6 protein-coding genes and 1 CRISPR repeat array are annotated in these 16156 nt (G+C 63.8%); all 6 genes read left to right on the forward strand.

The window, feature by feature from the left end; translation table 11 throughout:
- The first annotated feature begins 59 nt into the window (after nucleotides 1-59).
- Nucleotides 60-1256, forward strand: a complete 1197-nt coding sequence (locus DFR52_RS02420; RefSeq protein ID WP_110030312.1) for an IS256 family transposase — start codon at nucleotides 60-62, stop codon at nucleotides 1254-1256.
- Nucleotides 1257-2230: 974 nt separating this feature from the next.
- A CRISPR array of direct repeats spans nucleotides 2231-3009; the repeat unit is 24 nt; unit sequence GTCTCTATCCACTCAACGTGGTCA.
- Between the two features lie 2137 nt (nucleotides 3010-5146).
- The gene (locus DFR52_RS02435) at nucleotides 5147-5881 is read left to right on the forward strand and encodes a hypothetical protein (protein WP_110030315.1); all 735 of its coding nucleotides are present in this window, start codon (nucleotides 5147-5149) and stop codon (nucleotides 5879-5881) included.
- A gap of 197 nt (nucleotides 5882-6078) precedes the next feature.
- Entirely contained in the window at nucleotides 6079-7758 is a 1680-nt protein-coding gene (locus tag DFR52_RS02440; RefSeq protein ID WP_110030316.1) for a Cas10/Cmr2 second palm domain-containing protein, read from the forward strand.
- On the forward strand, nucleotides 7755-9602 hold the full coding sequence (locus tag DFR52_RS02445) for an RAMP superfamily CRISPR-associated protein (protein ID WP_158284839.1): 1848 nt from the start codon (nucleotides 7755-7757) through the stop codon (nucleotides 9600-9602). Before DFR52_RS02440 ends, DFR52_RS02445 begins: the two co-directional genes overlap by 4 nt.
- Nucleotides 9602-10912: an RAMP superfamily CRISPR-associated protein gene (locus DFR52_RS02450; protein ID WP_110030318.1), complete on the forward strand. Its 1311-nt coding sequence runs from the start codon at nucleotides 9602-9604 to the stop codon at nucleotides 10910-10912. The genes DFR52_RS02445 and DFR52_RS02450 overlap by 1 nt, the downstream gene beginning before the upstream one ends.
- A 2-nt stretch (nucleotides 10913-10914) precedes the next feature.
- Nucleotides 10915-13359 (forward strand): TIGR03986 family type III CRISPR-associated RAMP protein, encoded by a 2445-nt coding sequence (locus DFR52_RS02455; RefSeq protein WP_110030319.1) that lies wholly within the window; start codon nucleotides 10915-10917, stop codon nucleotides 13357-13359.
- Nucleotides 13360-16156: the final 2797 nt, after the last annotated feature.

Consider the following 16156-nt stretch of genomic DNA (forward strand, 5'->3'; position numbering starts at 1 on the left):
GGCGGTCATGGCAGGCTGGTGATGTTCAACTTCACCGATTCCGAGAAAGGAACGCCACCATGACCAAGATTAAGAATAAGACCTCCAGCTCCGCCGTCAAAGAGATTCTGCTTTCGAGCCCCGATGGACTGCGCGAAGTGATCCGTGCCGTGATGCAGGAAGTGCTTGAGGCCGAGATGGATGAGGCGCTGGGAGCCTCGAAGAGCGAGTGCACGCCGGAGCGGGTCGGCTACCGCTCGGGCTATTACGGCCGCACTCTTGTCACCCGTATCGGCAAGCTTGAGCTCAGGGTCCCACAGGATCGGGCGGGGCGCTTCTCCACCGAGCTGTTCGAGCGCTACCAGCGTTCCGAACGGGCCCTGGTGGCCACGCTAGCGGAGATGTATGTGCAGGGTGTGTCAACCCGCAAGGTCAGGCCGATCACCGAAGAACTGTGCGGCCATGCGTTTTCGGCCTCATCGATCTCGGCCATCAACAAACGCCTCGACGAGAGCCTGAAAGCCTTTGCCGAGCGCCCGCTGCACGAGCCCTTCGCCTATCTCATCCTCGATGCGCGCTACGAGAAGGTCCGGGAAGCCGGCATCGTCATGAGCCAGGCGGTGCTGATCGCGGTCGGCATCGACTGGGACGGAAGGCGTCAGATCCTGGCCGTGGAGATGGCCAATCGCGAGAGCCGCTCGAGCTGGAAGGATTTCCTCGTCGGGCTGAAGGCACGCGGCCTCAAGGGCGTCGAGTTCGTCGTCTCCGACGACCATGCCGGCCTGGTCGCGGCGATCGGCGAGGTCATCCCGGAAGCGGCATGGCAGCGCTGCTACGTCCACTTCCTCAGGAACGCGCTCGATTACTTGCCCAGAAAGCACGGCGACGACTGCCTGCAGGAACTCAGATGGATCTACGATCGGCGCAATCTTGACGAGGCCAAGGCGGACCTTGCCGCATGGCTCGCCAAGTGGTCGGGCAAATACCCAAGGCTAACGGCTTGGGTGGAGGACACCATTGAGCAGACGCTGGCCTTCTTGTGCCTGCCACGCCAGCACCACAAGCACCTCAAATCGACAAACATGCTCGAGCGGCTCAACGAGGAAATCCGCCGCCGCACCTATGTCGTGCGCATCTTTCCGAACTCACAGAGCTGCCTGCGTCTGGTCCGGGCGCTCGCCGTCGAGACCAACGAAAACTGGATGGAGGCCAACCGCTACCTCAACATGGACGAGCTGCGCGAGCACAAGAAGCTCGCAATGCGCCAAGCCGCATGACCAGCACCATGACCGCCCCTTTTTGCAGAACTTGACGCACATGACCCTGTGCTCTCAGAGTCGCTATCCACTCAATGTGGTCACTGCCCGGCCAGCGGATTCTGCTGTCGGGGGGATGACCCCTGCAGTCTATCCACTCAACGTGGTCGCTGCCTGGTCAGCAGGATTTCAGCGCTCACCTTGACCGCAGCAATGTCTCTATCCACTCAACGTGGTCACTGCCCGGTGAGCCTACCCCTTCGCAATTGCCTGTCAAGATCGGGGTTTTCGGCGTGGTTTCCAGCGTAGCGGTCATCGAGCGGCGGTGACGCGGAACGGAGGAAGAACGGCGGCGCGTGGCATGGGCCGAATGCCTTTTCCGTTCAGATGCTTGGCGCAGATTCCAGCATGGAATCGCCGCCTGGCCATGCCCTTGCCCCGTGCGCGGCGGTGCCGGTGACTTGGCCAGCGGGCGATGAGGCGACGGATGCCGCGCGGGCAGGGCGGCCCATGCGCCCGACGGGCCGTTCCCTCAGGTGGTCAATGCCCGGTCAGCGGCCAACAAGTTCGTCGACGCAGACGATGACACGAGTCTCTATCCACTCAACGTGGTCAGTGCCCGGTCAGCGGATCGGCCGTCACGGTGGACGACAGCGGGAGTCTCTATTCAATCAACATGGTCGCTGCCTGTCGCTCCTACTCCTTCGACCTCGCGCGAGGCGCAACTGCCTGCTCCAGCACGCACTCCGAGGAAGGCGCCGCACCCTCCGCCCGTCACCCCGGCCTCCGAGCCGGGGTCCAGTTGCGCCGCGTCGGCGGCGCGTGGGACTTCCTTCTCCGGATGGTCCGACGAGTCTCCCGGCTCGCGGACGCGAGCCCGCTGGATGCCGGCTCGGGGGCCGGCATGACGTCAAGAGGGATGCCGACCTGAGCATCGACTCAACGTGGTGACTGCCCGGTCACCAAGTGGGATCAACTCACACCCGCAAGAACAGGTCTCTATCCACTCAAAGTGGTCACTGCTCGGTCAGCCTGGGTCGTGAGGGTACAACCCTCCAAGGCTTCGTCACTATCCACTCAACGTGGTCGCTGCCCGGCCAGCGTCGGCCTCATTTTGGTCATGGCTGGCGGCGGTCACTATCCACTCAACGTGGTCACTGCTCGGTCAGCGTTCAAACTTGTCTGGACGACACGCAACGTGTCACTATCCACTCAACGTGGTCACTGCTCGGTCAGCCCAGATGTCCTGATTACAGGACGCATACCGTCACTATCCACTCAACGTGGTCACTGCTCGGTCAGCGGCGTGGTGCTCTTCTCAATTTTCTTCGGCGGCGTCTCTATCCACTCAACGTGGTCACTGCCCGGCCAGCCGGTTTCAACATCACTAATGTGGATGTCGCCGAGGCGTCTCGATCCACTCAACGTGGTCACTACTCGGTCAGCTCGATCTGCGGGATCTACAACCGGCATCCGTCGTCTCTATCCACTCAACGTGGTCACTAGCAATGCGGTTTTTCCACAGCGAGTATCTGCGCGCTGATCGTCTCTATCCACTCAACGTGGTCACTGCTGGGTCAGCCAACAACACGACCACCGGGCTTGTCCAGGTGTCTCTATCCACTCAACGTGGTCACTGCTCGGTCAGCGGGTTTGAATTTGCCCTCAACGATGCTGGCCGGTCTCTATCCACTCAACGTGGTCACTGCTCGGTCAGCCCAGTCCGACATCAAGAAACTGCTCGAGAGGGTCTCTATCCACTCAACGTGGTCACTGCTCGGTCAGCCTACCCCTTCGCAATTGCCTGTCAAGATCGGGGTTTTCGGCGCGGTTTCCAGCGTAGCGGTCATCGCGCGGCGGTGACGCGGAACGGATGAAGAACGACGGCGCGTGGCATGGGCCGAATGCCTTGCCCGTTCAGATGCTAGGCGGAGATTCCAGCATGGAATGGCCGCCTAGCGATGCCCGGGCCATGCGCGGCGGTGCCGATGTCGTCGCCGGCGGGCGATGAGGCGATGGATGCCGCGCGGGGAGGGAGGGTGCGGCCCATGCGCCCGTCGGACCGCCCGCTCAACGTGGTCACTGCCTGGCCAGTCATCACATCTCCGAAGATGCCACCACGACCAAGTCTCTATCCACTCAACGTGGTCACTACCCGGTCAGCACAGTGGCCCCGTGCTTCAATTGCGTGGCCGGGTCTCTATTCACTCGATGTGGTCACTGCTCGGTCAGCAAATGGGGACTTCCGGCAGATTACCCGATGGGTCTCTATCCACTCAAGTCACTGCCCGGTCAGCGCTGGTGGCAGACGGCAAAGGTCGGCGACAAGTCTCTATCCACTCAACGTGGTCATTGCCCGGCCAGCGAGGTGCACCGGGTGCGCAAAAAGGTATTTGGTCTCTATCCACTCAACGTGGTCACTGCCCGGCCAGCCTACCCCTTCGCAATTGCCTGTCAAGATCGGGGTTTTCGGCGCGGTTTCCAGCGTAGCGGTCATCGAGCGGTAGTGACGCGGAACGGAAGACGAACGGCGGCGCGTGGCATGGGGCGAATGCCTTGTCCGTTCAGACGCTTGGCGGAGATTCCAGCATGGAATCGCCGGCTGGCCATGTCCGGGCCGTGCGCGGCGGTCCCGATGCCGTCGTCCGCGGGTGATGAGGCGACGGATGCTGTGCGGGGGAGGGCGGGTGCGGCACATGCGCCTGGCAGACCGTCTACTCAAAGTGGTCACTGCCCGGCCAGCTGAGAAACGGCAGCATGCCCCTGTCGTCAAGGCGGTCTCTATCCACTCAACGTGGTTACTACCCGGTCAGCAAGGGCAAGCTGCAGGGCGCGGAAGGTACGCGTCTCTATCCACTCAACGTGGTCACTGCCCGGTCAGCTCCACCACCATCCGCAAAGGAAATCTTCCGCGGGGGTCTCTATCCACTCAACGTGGTCACTGCCCGGTCAGCATGATCGACAGCATCGCGTCCGGCTTCGGCTGGTCTCTATCCACTCAACGTGGTCACTGCCCGGCGAGCGCAGTGGGTTTTGGCGGCTTTGCCGTCGTGTCTCTATCCACTCAACGTGGTCACTGCCCGGCGAGCCGATTGCTTTCATGACAGTCGGCAATTTCGAGTCTCTATCCACTCAACGTGGTCACTGCCCGGCGAGCCTACCCCTTCGCAACCGCCTGTCAAGATCGGGGTTTTCGGCGCGGTTTCCAGCGTAGCGGTCATCGCGCGGCGGTAACGCGGAACGGATGAAGAACGGCGGCGCGTGGCATGGGCCGAATGCCTTTTCCGTTCAGAAACTTGGCGAAGATTCCAGCATGGAATCGCCGCCTGGCCATGCCCGGGCCGTGCGCGGCGGTGCCGATGCCGTCGTCCGCGGGCGATGAGGCGATGGATGCCGAGCGGGGAGGGAGGGTGCGGCCCCTGTGCCCGACGGGCCGTTCCCTCAGCGTGGTCACTGCCGGGTCAGCCCGGTTCGTTCGACGGCAACGTCGAGGGTAGCGTCTCTATCCACTCAACGTGGTCATTGCCCGGCCAGCGGATTTTCCGTGCCGCACCTGGTAGGTGCGGTGATTGCGTCTCTATCCACTCAACGTGGTGACTGCCCCGGCAATAGAATTTGCCTGAAATTGCGGAGCAGAAATGCGTCTCTATCCACTCAACGTGGTGACTGCCCCGGCAATCTACCCCCTCGTATCGTCCTGTCAAGAGATACGCATCAGACTTGATTTCCAGCGCAGAGCAAATTTCCAGCCTCTGCAAGAAACAAAATCAGTACATTCCCGGCAAAATTTCCGGCAAACTCATGACAGAAAATAGATTTTCGCATTTCCAGCATGGAATTGCCATGCATCCCGCTTGATTTGCCCATCGAAGTGCGGATGATTGCTGTCGTTCGCCATCAGGGGAGGTCCCATGCAGAAGCTGCTCGGCATCAAGTTCTGGGTGACGGCTTTCACCGGCTGGCTGCTCGGCGGCATTGCGTTCGCCGTGATGGTCTATTCGTATCTGCGGGAGTCCGTCAGGGCTCTTCTCGGCGGATGGAGCGACCGGCTGATCCCCGCGGCCGACACCGCGGTGCCCATGCTGATGGGGCTCGTCGTCCTCGTCGTCTTCAACCGGCAGGTCTGGTGCTGGGCGTGCCGTCGGCGCGTGGTCGGCAGGATCCTGCAGCGCCGGGTGTTTCCCGATCTCAACGGCGAGTGGCGGGTGGAACTGACGAGCAATTTTCCAAGGCTTGATGCGATGCAGGCAGCGGCGAGGAGCGTGAAGGCCCCGCGCTACGACACGCGGGCCTTCGAGGCCGTGCCGCTGAGTTCGCCGCTGGTGCTGAGGGCGCGCATCACGCAGGACTGGATCGACGTCCGCATGGAGCTGTGGTCGGAGGATCCGGCATCCCGGATCGAGCGCTCGGTGACGACCAGCTTCGACCTGTCGCGCGGTCCCGACGGCACGCCGACGGTGGCTTATTTCTACCGGCAGACCAATCGGGCCGAAAGCCTGACCGGCACCAGCCAGGAGAGTTTCGACGGCGCGGCGCGGCTTGTTGTGGCCGAGGACGGCACCAGCATGTCCGGCCTGTACCTGGCGCGCGGCAACTGGGACTCCGGCCTCAACACGGCGGGAACGATCCGCTTCACGCGGATTTGAAGGTTAGGGGGCGGAATGGCAGCCACACTGGACGGCAAAAACTGCCAACTCCGCTCGGCGAGGGCCGGCCGATCAGCAGCCGTGTGGCGCGCCATCCATGGCAAGTTGATCGCAAACCAAAACAAACCCAAAGATTGTGCTTGCCACGGCCGCCTTGACACGTATCTTGGCTCAGGCGCCATTTCGGGGGAATTGGGATGGGGAATTGGGTACTACGCTTTGAAGCCGGAGATTTTGACAACACCGTCTTCGACGTTCAACAGCTTTCGGCCATCCGCGGCGCCAGCCTGACCTTTCTCAATTCGTCCGATCTGGTTGAAAAGATCATGACCGACCGGCTCGGCAACGCATTTAAGAAGATCTATAGTGGCGCCTCGCAGGGCGTCTACAGCTTTACCGCCAGCGAGGACGACGCCAGGAAGGTGCTCCGGGCGGTCGATACCGCGCTGGCGCGGCCGGATCCCGGCGAGACCGGCTGTCACCAGCACATGTCCTACGCGACCGCTTTGGTGGCGGGAACCGGGCGCGAGGCGCTGCTGCGCAGCGAGGCGATCTGCGCGGCCAAGACCCGCCAGGACAGCCGGCCGCCACTGCCGCGCTTCGAACCCGGCCAGGTCAAGCCGGGCGAACGCCGCGACCCGCGCCCCGCCATGGCGGGAAAGGCGGTCTCGGCCGCCATCGCCGACCGGCTCGCCTATGGACGTGAGCAGCGGCAGACATTCTACGCGCGCCGCCTGGCCACCGGCACAACCCGGGGCGCCTTGCCGTTCGATTTCACCGACGATTTCGAGGAGATCACCGCCTTGGGCGACAAGCTGGACGGCACTGGCGCCCTGTCGGACAGGGGCGATCTTCCGGTGTCGCTGCACAACAAGATGGCGGTCTTCTTCACCGACGGCAACCGGCTGGGCAAACACCGCGAGGCCGCCATCGCCGCCGACCCCACGCTCGGACGGCTCAAGGAATTTTCCGCCGACCTTCTCAAGCTGCAGCGCGGTCTGCTCTCCGACATCGTCGACTGGCTCGCGGCTCGCTACAAGGACGGGACGAGCAATGCCTGGTTCTATGTCGATGAGCATGACGGCGTCACCCGGGCGCGCTTCGAGACCCTGCTCTGGGGCGGCGATGAGATGATTTTCGTCATGCCCTCCTGGCTGGCGCTCGAATTCGCCGAGCTGTTCTTTGAAACCGTGGAGAGCTGGCACATCGGCGGAAATCCGGTCAGCTTCTCGGCCGGACTGGTGATCTGCGACCGCAAGACACCGATCCGGCAGGCCAAGGCGCTGGCCGGGGCGATGGTGGACAGCCTCAAGACCCTACCATCGCCAGAGCCCGCGAAATTCGGCCGCAACACGATGCAGATCGAGATTTTCGAGAGCCTCACCCTGCCGTCCGGCAATCTGGACGATTATCGCGCGGCGCTCTATGCGCGTGGACATCTATCGGATCACGATCAGTCCAAGCCCAAGTGGTTGGCCGAGACAAATCTGCAGCTCGCCATCGAGGGATCGGATATCGGCGGCCTGATCGACCGGATTGCCGGGCTGCAGGGCGAGAACGGCTTCCCCCGTTCCCAGCTCTACAAGCTGCTGGAGGTCGCATCACTGGATGGCACCGCCTACAGGCGCAATGCGACGGAGTTTGGCGCCGATGGCAAACGGGTGATGCGGGAGGATCAGTCACGCCTGCAGAAGATCTTCTCCGACTATTCGCGACGGGCCGGGGCGGAAAAGGCGCTGACGATCAACGACATCACCATCCTGAGGCCATGCGACGGCAAGCCCGCGGCCCTGGCCCTCGATATCGCGATGCTGGCCATGCTGTGGGATTATGTCCGCCCGATCGCGGCATCGGGCAACGGAGGTTCGGCACAATGACCGAGCGGCGCAAATACGAACTGGTGCTCACCTTGCGAAGCCCGTTCCTGTTCGAGGGCGTGGTCAATACGCGGGTCGGAGTTGATTCCGCCTGCATTCGCGGCGAGGCGGGAGAGCCGATCATTCCGGCGGCGCAGATCAAGGGCGTGCTTCGCGACGCGCTCGAGCGTCTGGCGCTGAATACGGACCTGATCACCGGCGACAAGATCGACCTGCTGTTCGGCGTGCCCTCCAAGCCGACCAGCGCGGAGCAGGACCGGCCGGAGCGCGGCCAGGCGCTGTTCGGCGACCTCGGCGCGCCAGGCTGCCCGACGGGCAGCCACACGACCCGCATCGAGATCGATGACAGCACCGGCACAGTCAAGCGCGGCGCTCTCAACGTCATTGAGCTTGCCGCGCCTCTGGGCGCCGAGGTCCGGTTCAGCGGCACCCTGGTGATCAGCTACGACAACCGACTGGACCCCGTCCGGATCGAAAAGGCGATGCGCGCGGCCATCCGGCTGATTCCGGCCATCGGCAGCTACAAGAGCGCCGGCTTTGGCGAGGTCGTCGCGGCTGCCAGTTCGCTCGATCTGCTGAGCGGATCGGCGCTTGCGCCGAAGGCCGGGGATCTCACGGCTGAAAGGCTCGTTTTCGATGTGCGCTTCGATCGGCCGCTGCTCGTCGACACCAGCCGGGAAGCGGACAATGTGTTTGAAGGGGCCAGCGTGATCCCGGGCGCGGTCTTCAAGGGCGCCATCGCCGAGCGGCTGAGGCTGGCGGGGGAAGACCCGGAGGACGAGCGGTCGCCGCTCGGGGCGGCGCTGGCGGCGCTGAGGATTTCCCATGCCTTCCCGTTGTCCGGCGAGCCCGGCGCCGCGCCATGCCGCGAGGCCCTCGCGCTCCCGGCCTCGGTCGTGTTCATGAAGCTGGAAAAGGCCTATCTGTTTGCCGACGCCATCGCGGCTCCCGGACCGGGCCGGGGCGTGCTTTTCAACGGCGAACAGGCGGCGCCCGACTACATCGCCGGCGGCAAGGATGGCGACCAGGACGCCTTTCGCGCCTGGTTCGGGCTGCCGCGGTTCGGCGGGCGTCCGCTGCTGCGCACCCACATCGCCATGAATGAGGACAAGGACGGCCACCGGATCGGCATGGACGAGCGGAGCTTCACCGCGGTGGACAAGAAGCTGTATTCGACCTCGATGGTCGGCGTCGGCAAGCACAAATGGCGGCTGACCGTTGACAGCTCAGCCATCGCCGACCGGCAGATCGCGGCGCGGCTCTTGTCGGCCTTCAGCGGCGAGATGGACGGCATCGGTCGCACCGCCGCCATCGCGAGCTTCGTTGCCGCCGAGGAACCGGATCAGGACATGTCGGAGGGTGACATCATCGATATCGTTCTGACCACGCCGGCGGTGCTGTTTGATCCGGTCGAGGCAGGCGCCGTCTCGGCACTGACCATGACCGAGCGCTACCGCCGCTATTTCGAGACCATTCTGGGCGTGACGCTGGTGAATTTCTTCGCCCGCCAGTCCCTGGCCGGGCAATATCCGGCGCTCCGCCGCCGGCCCTACGGCAAGGCATACTATCCCTTCGTGCAGACCGAACCCGGCGCCGTGTTCCGCCTGCAGGTTCCGCCAACGGCGCGTGGCAAGCTCGATGAGGCCTTGCGGCTCGGCCTGCCTGTCCCGGACCTGGGCGGGCAGCCCGCGACCTGGAAGACCTGCCCGTTTGTCCGCGAGAACGGATACGGCGAAATTCGGCTGCACCGACTGCAGCCCGATGGTGCCGACACCGCGGCGGGGGCCGACACGGCAAGGCCCTGGGTTCTGGTCGAGAACGTCGATTTCGTGGAGGAAGCCTGATGTTCGGCAATCGCATCGAGATCCGCTTCAGCCTCAAGACCCTGACCGCCACGCATGTCGGCACCGGCGAATTCAAGGATATGCCCCGCCGCGACGGCACCAACGAGGCGGGGCAGTATGCGGCCATCGTCCGCGATGAAGCCTTCCTTCCCTATCTGCCCTCCACCTCGCTCAAGGGCGTGCTGCGGCGGCTTGCGGAAGAGACCTTTCCGAAGGATCCGGGCTTTGACGCGCTCTTCGGCACCATCAAGCACAGCGTTGGCGCGGGCTCGGGCGCCATGGGGCTGTTGCTGGTGCACGCGGGGCGATGTGCCGGCACTCTTCCCGACACGGCGGCGATGCCCTACGGCCAGTCTGGCGGCAAGTCCGACGGGCTGGGGAAGGGTGCCTTCATCGCTGCCCGCACCGCCATCGATGCGGCAAGCGGCGTGGCGGACGACCACAAGCTGTTCTTCCAGGAAATGCTGCCGCCGGGGGTTTCCTTCAACGCATCTATGACGGTGCTCGAATTCGGCCCCGGCCACGCCAAAGCGGTGGCGCTGCTCAAAAACCTGCTGCGGCTCGCCATGCGCGACGGCCTTTCCATCGGCAAATCCCAGGCCGACGGTCAGGGCCATCTGCAGGTTGCGGCGGTCAGTATGCGGACCATGGAGCTCAACGCCGACGGCGAACTGAAGCAGGTCAGTGAGGACCGCCTCAGCGCTGCGGCAAGTGGCGAATTTGTGCGAAGCGCGGCAATCGCTCCGGTTCGGGTGCGATTGCGTTGCGCCATGCCGTTTGCGGTCATCGATTCATCGGTCAAAGGCGAGGGCCGCGAAAAGGCAATGGAACAGGGCACTGTCCAGCTTTCCGCGCAGAAGCTCAGGGCCGGCATGCCTCTGATCAACGGGTCGAGCATCGCCGGGGTCCTGCGATCGCGCGCCGACTGGTTGGGCCGGATCATGCAATTGCGCGGCGAGATGCAGGCCGGATCCGATCCTGTCAGGGAACTCTTCGGCGACACCGGTTGGAAAGGTATCCTGGACATCCGCCATCTCATGGTCAGCGAAGCGCGGGAGGAGAAGATCACCTCGCTCAAGATCGACCGTTTCACTGGCGCGCCGGTGTTCGGCGCCCTGTTCACCACCGCGGCGTTCACCGGCACCCGTCTGTCGTTCGAGCTGCGCCTGCATCCCCGCGCGGGCAAGCCCGTCAACGGAGACGCGGAAAAGCTGTTCCATCGGCTTGCCGCCGACATCAATGCAAACGGCCTCCAGCTTGGTCACGGCACCAACAAGGGGTTTGGCTGGTTCGAACCGGAGGAGGGCTGAGCATGGCACTGGATGAAGGTGGCGAAAAGGCTGCCCGGCGGATGGCCGAATTTGGTGGCCGGCTGAAATTGTTCCCGGACAACAAAGATGTCTCCAAGGAGCTGAAGAATGTGCTCTACGGTTTCACGACCGACGAGACGCTCGAGGACGTGGTGGCGCGCGCCCTGGAACTGCTGGCAGAAAAGCCTGCGGCGCCCTCTGCTTCCCAGCCCGGTTCCGGCGCAAGGTCGGCGGACAGGCGTCCCTCGGGAAAGCGCCCGTCGGAAAACAGCGTGCCGCTCGACCGGCTGTCCCAGCCCTACCGCTTCATCGACCTGCCCGACAGGGTGGCGATGCCGGAGCCCGGCGTGGCGGGCGCGGCACTGAACGATCCACTCCCCGACGGATTTTCGGCCCGCATCCTCGTCGACTGGATCGCCGAAAGCCCGCTGCTCATCGGCGGAGCTGCCGAAGGCAAGGGCCAGGACGGCGGCGCGGTGGAGCCGCTGAGTATCGGCGGGCGTCATGTGCTGCCCGGCGCAACCCTGCGCGGCCTGACCCGGGCGGTGACCGAGATCGTTTCCTACGCCAAGATGACCCAGGGCAACTGGCATTACCGCTTCGGCCTGCGTGACTTCGTCCATCCCTATTATGCCACGGAAAGCGGTGTCTCGAAGGTCAAAGAGGTCAAGGGCGGCTTTCTCAGGATCCGTCCGGCGCAATCCGGCGATGACGCAGGCAAGGTGGTCGAGCTCGGCGGCGAGAGCCTCGTCTACGAGCTCAGTTGCGGGCTCGACTGGGGCCATGTCCGCATTCCGAGCCTGGCCGCCCTCGGCGTGCCCGGCCATCTGCTTGCGCCGCAACAGAACAACAGGGGCCATACGGGCTATCCGCGCTGGACTGCCGCGCCGGTCTTTGACGACAGTAAAGTCGATGGGAAATACACGCTGCTGAAGATGGGCCGCGGTAATGCGATCGATTTTTCCCGGCAACACGCGTTCCGCCTGGTCGAAAAGACCTACGATAAGGCCGTCTACGACGCCGACCCGTCGGGCTCGATGCAGGGCGTCATGGTGGTGGCCGGAAAGCTGCCGGGAAGCGGAAACAAGATCTACGAGTATTTCGTCACGCCTGATCCGAAGGCACCGGTGCGCGCGATCGACAAGGACATCGCGATCCTGTTCGAGCGCATGCACAGCCGGCCGGGAAAGGGCGACAGGCTGGAGGCCGAAGGCAACTGGGCGACCCTGCGCAAGCTGGCGATGAAAGATCCGGGCATTCCGGTCTTCCATGTCGGCGATCCGGCTGCACCCACCCAGGGCAGCGGCTTCTTCTTCGGTCTCACGCGGCTGTTCAAGATTCCGCACAAGAGGTCGGTGGGCGAGGTGCTTTACGGCCGGCAGCCGGCGCACCGGCCGAAATTCTCCGACCATTACGAGAATGTCGACTTCGCCGAGGCTTTGTTCGGCTACGTCATCGAGCCGCGGGACTGGCTCATGGAAGATGCGGACCTGTCGCGGGCTCCGGATTCGGTGGCGCGCAAGGGCCGCGTCGCCTTTTCCTTCGCGCCGCTGAGCACGCGGACGCCGGCGCGGATTTCCACTCCGGTGGAGGTGATCCAGATGGCGCCGCGCGCCTCCTTCGCGCCGTTCTACCTGCGCGGCACCGAGAAGGATTTTTCCGCCGCCGATGCCAGGATCGCCGGCCGCAAGGCCTATTTCCCGCAGTTCAGCAAGCCGGACTATCCGGGCGCGCTCAAGCGCTTTGCCGCGTTCGGCGAAAAACAGAAGCAGGATGTCCGCGACTCCTCCCAAGGCAAGAATCCGAGCCCGGATACCTTGTCGCGGCTCAAGTTCCTGGTTCCCGAGAAGGACAGGCCGCTTGAGTTCACCGGCGAGATCCGGCTGCACAATGTGACGGCGGCGGAAATCGGCGCCATTCTCTTCGCCATCACCCATGGCGGCGACGCGCAGAAGCGCTTCCGCCACATGATCGGCCGCGGCAAGCCATTCGGCGCCGGCCAGATGCGGATTGGCCGCGTGGTTGTGAAGGCGGAGGCGAACGGGCCGCTGGGCGAGCCGCTGCTCCGTCCGTCGACACCCGAAGAAATGTTCGATCCGGTGACCGGCCATGGCTTTGCAGAGGGTGGCGGCTTGAGCCTGCAACCGTTTCTTGAGGCCTTCGAGACGCACATGCGCGGGCAGGTGGGCGCGGCCTGGCCGCTGCAGTCGGCCGCCATCTGCGAATGGCTGGGCATGTCGGATCCCGCCCCCGGCACCGCGCTGGCCGAGGCCGGCCGGCTGGTCTACAAGGCCTACGAGGCCGACCCGGCCACCGAGAAACCGGTCAAGCCATTCGGCGCGTACAGGGCCTTGCGCGAAGCAACCCAGCAGATGCACAGCACCGACAAGCCGCGCGGCGGCGACCGGCTGCTGCCGGCGCCCAGGGCGGACCCGCCGCGGCGCTGACGCCCCGCATTGCCGCCACAAACCGACAAGGGCCGGATCACCAGATCCGGCCCTTGTCGGTCGTGCATGCTGCCGGCAACGGCGCCCGAAATCGATCATGGCGCGAGCGGCGCGATGAGGCACCGGGACGGTCAGCATAGACGGCTTCCATGTCTCTCCCGCCGGGTAGTTTCTACCCACTCAACGTGGTCACTGCCCGGCCAGCCATGTCGACCATCTTGGCTGGGCAATCATTGGGTCTCTATCCACTCAACGTGGTCACTGCCCGGTCAGCGGAGTGCTTCCATCACGTGGATAGCACAGAGACGTCTCTATCCACTCAACGTGGTCACCGCCCGGTCAGCTCTGGACGATTTACAAGATGGGAGCGCCGGCATGCCTCTATCCACTCAACGTGGTCACTGCCCGGTCAGCCCATCCTCGCAACCATCGGCCCCCGGCTCACGTCTCTATCCACTCAACGTGGTCAATGCCCGGTCAGCCTGCCGCGACGAGCAGCACAAGCAACTGAGGGTCTCTATCCACTCAACGTGGTCACTGCCCGGTCAGCCAAATCGTGGCATGCGCCACGAAGTACGGCGCCGTCTCTATCCACTCAACGTGGTCACTGCCCGGTCAGCCTACCCCTCCGCAACCGCCTGTCAAGATGGTGTGTTTCTTCGCGCTTTCCAGCGTAGTGGTTAAAGCGCGGATGCAGCTCGGAACGAAAAAGGAACCGCGACGCTTAGAAATTCCAAATAGCTCTATTTGTTCCGATGCTTGGCGACGTTTCCAGCATGGAATGACGTTCTGCCATGCTGGCGCCCTTCACATCGTGCCCGATGGCATCGCCAGCGGGAGAGAAAGCGGTTTGCGGGGAGGGCGGCCACGATTCCTCCAGCCGTCACCCCGGCCCCCGAGCCGGGGTCCAGCCACCGCGCGTCCGCGCGGTGAGAGACTCTCTTGCTGCGGATGCCCCGGAACAGTCGCCCGGCTCGCCGACGCAAGTCCGCCGGATGCAGGCTCGGGCAGGCATGAGGGCGGGAGAGGGATGCCGACCTGGCGTCGAGGCAACGTGGTCACTGCCCGGTCAGCAAGCAGTTGCACCGACACCCCTCATGTTCAATGCGTCTCTATCCACTCATCGTGGTCACTGCCCGATCAGCAAGGCGTTGTGTTCACATCGTCAGACGACAGTCTCTATCCACTCAACGTGGTCACTGCCCGGTCAGCTATCGTGGAAACGGCGGAGGCTGTGTAAGCCACAGTCTCTATCCACTCAACGTGGTCACTGCCCGGTCAGCCTGTATGCTTCCAATTTTCGCAGCGCTGACGATGTCTCTATCCACTCAACGTGGTCACTGCCCGGTCAGCCTGCAACCGTCACTGGCTGCGCCTCAACGGCGGTCTCTATCCACTCAACGTGGTCACTGACCGGTCAGCCTGGAAATCCTTCGCAGGCGGTACGGAACGCGTCTCTATCCACTCAACGTGGTCACTGCCCGGTCAGCCTGGTGCGGGTGATCAAGGGGCTGCGCAAACGTCTCTATCCACTCAACGTGGTCACTGCCCGGTCAGCCTACCCCTGCGCAACCGCCTGTCAAGAGCGGGGATTTCACACCGCTTTCCAGCGTAGTGGTCAAAGCGCCGAAGTAATGCAGAACGGAAAAAGAACAACGACGCTTAGAAAATCCAAATAACTATATTTGATCAGACGCTTGGCGGCGTTTCCAGCATGGAATGACGCTCTGCCATGCTGGCGCCCTTCACATCCTGCCCGATGGCATCGCCAGCGGGAGAGAAAGCAATTTGCGGGGAGGGCGGCCACGATCCCTCCAGCCGTCGCCCCGGCCCCGAGCCGGGGTCCCGAGCCGGGGTCCAGCCACTACGCGTCTGCGCGGCGAAAGACTCTCATGCTGCGGATGGTCCGAACTGGTCTCCCGGCTCGCCGACGCAAGTCCGCTGGATGCCGGCTCGGGGCCGGCATGACGGCAGGAGAGGGATGCCGACCTGGCGTCGAGGCAACGTGCTCACTGCCCTGCCAGCCTGCCATGCCGGTGCCGACCCATGGCGATCATGGTCTCTATCCACTCAACGAGGTCACTGCCCGGTCAGCCATCAGGCCGAGGGCGCCGGCACAATGGGCAGGTCTCTATCCACTCAACGTGGTCACTGCCCGGTCAGCCTACCCCTCCGCAACCGCCTGTCAAGAGCGGGGATTTCACAACGCTTTCCAGCGTAGTGGCCAAAACCCGAAAGCACCGCGGAACGAAAGAAGAACAATGGCACTTGGAAATTCCAAATAGCTCAATTTGCTCCGATGCTTGGCGGCATTTCCAGCATGGAATGACGCTCTGCCATGCTGGCGCCCTTCACATCGTGCCCGATGGCATCGCCAGCAGGAGAGACGGCGGTTTCGGGGAGGGCGGCCACTAACCCTCCAGCCCTCGCCCCGGCCCCGAGCCGGGGTCAAGCCACCGCGCGTCCGCGCGGTGAGAGACTCTCTTGCTGCGGATGCCCCGGAACAGTCGCCCGGCTCGCCGACGCGAAACCACTCTACGTGGTCACTACCCAGAAAACCAAGCGGATCGATCCAAGCGGTACAAAAGCGCGTCTAAATCCACTCACCGTGGTCACTGCCCGGTCAGCAGAAGGCAGAGGCAGCACTAGCCGAGGCGCGTCTCTATCCACACAACGTGGTCACTGCCCGGTCAGCTGTACTACCCGGACAAGTCGTGGCCGGAGATGTCTCTATCCACTCAACGTGGTCACTGCCCGGTCAGCTCTCTATCCGTCCGGATTGGTCACGTCCTTGCGT

The organism is Hoeflea marina (genome assembly GCF_003182275.1).
In the GTDB taxonomy this organism is placed as follows: Bacteria; Pseudomonadota; Alphaproteobacteria; order Rhizobiales; family Rhizobiaceae; genus Hoeflea; species Hoeflea marina.

Excerpts from the sequence above, each read along its gene's own strand:
- DFR52_RS02420 (WP_110030312.1), top strand. The coding sequence starts at position 60 with ATGACCAAGATTAAGAATAAGACCTCCAGCTCCGCCGTCAAAGAGATT.
- DFR52_RS02435 (WP_110030315.1), top strand. The coding sequence starts at position 5,147 with ATGCAGAAGCTGCTCGGCATCAAGTTCTGGGTGACGGCTTTCACCGGC.
- DFR52_RS02440 (WP_110030316.1), top strand. The coding sequence starts at position 6,079 with ATGGGGAATTGGGTACTACGCTTTGAAGCCGGAGATTTTGACAACACC.
- DFR52_RS02445 (WP_158284839.1), top strand. The coding sequence starts at position 7,755 with ATGACCGAGCGGCGCAAATACGAACTGGTGCTCACCTTGCGAAGCCCG.
- DFR52_RS02450 (WP_110030318.1), top strand. The coding sequence starts at position 9,602 with ATGTTCGGCAATCGCATCGAGATCCGCTTCAGCCTCAAGACCCTGACC.
- DFR52_RS02455 (WP_110030319.1), top strand. The coding sequence starts at position 10,915 with ATGGCACTGGATGAAGGTGGCGAAAAGGCTGCCCGGCGGATGGCCGAA.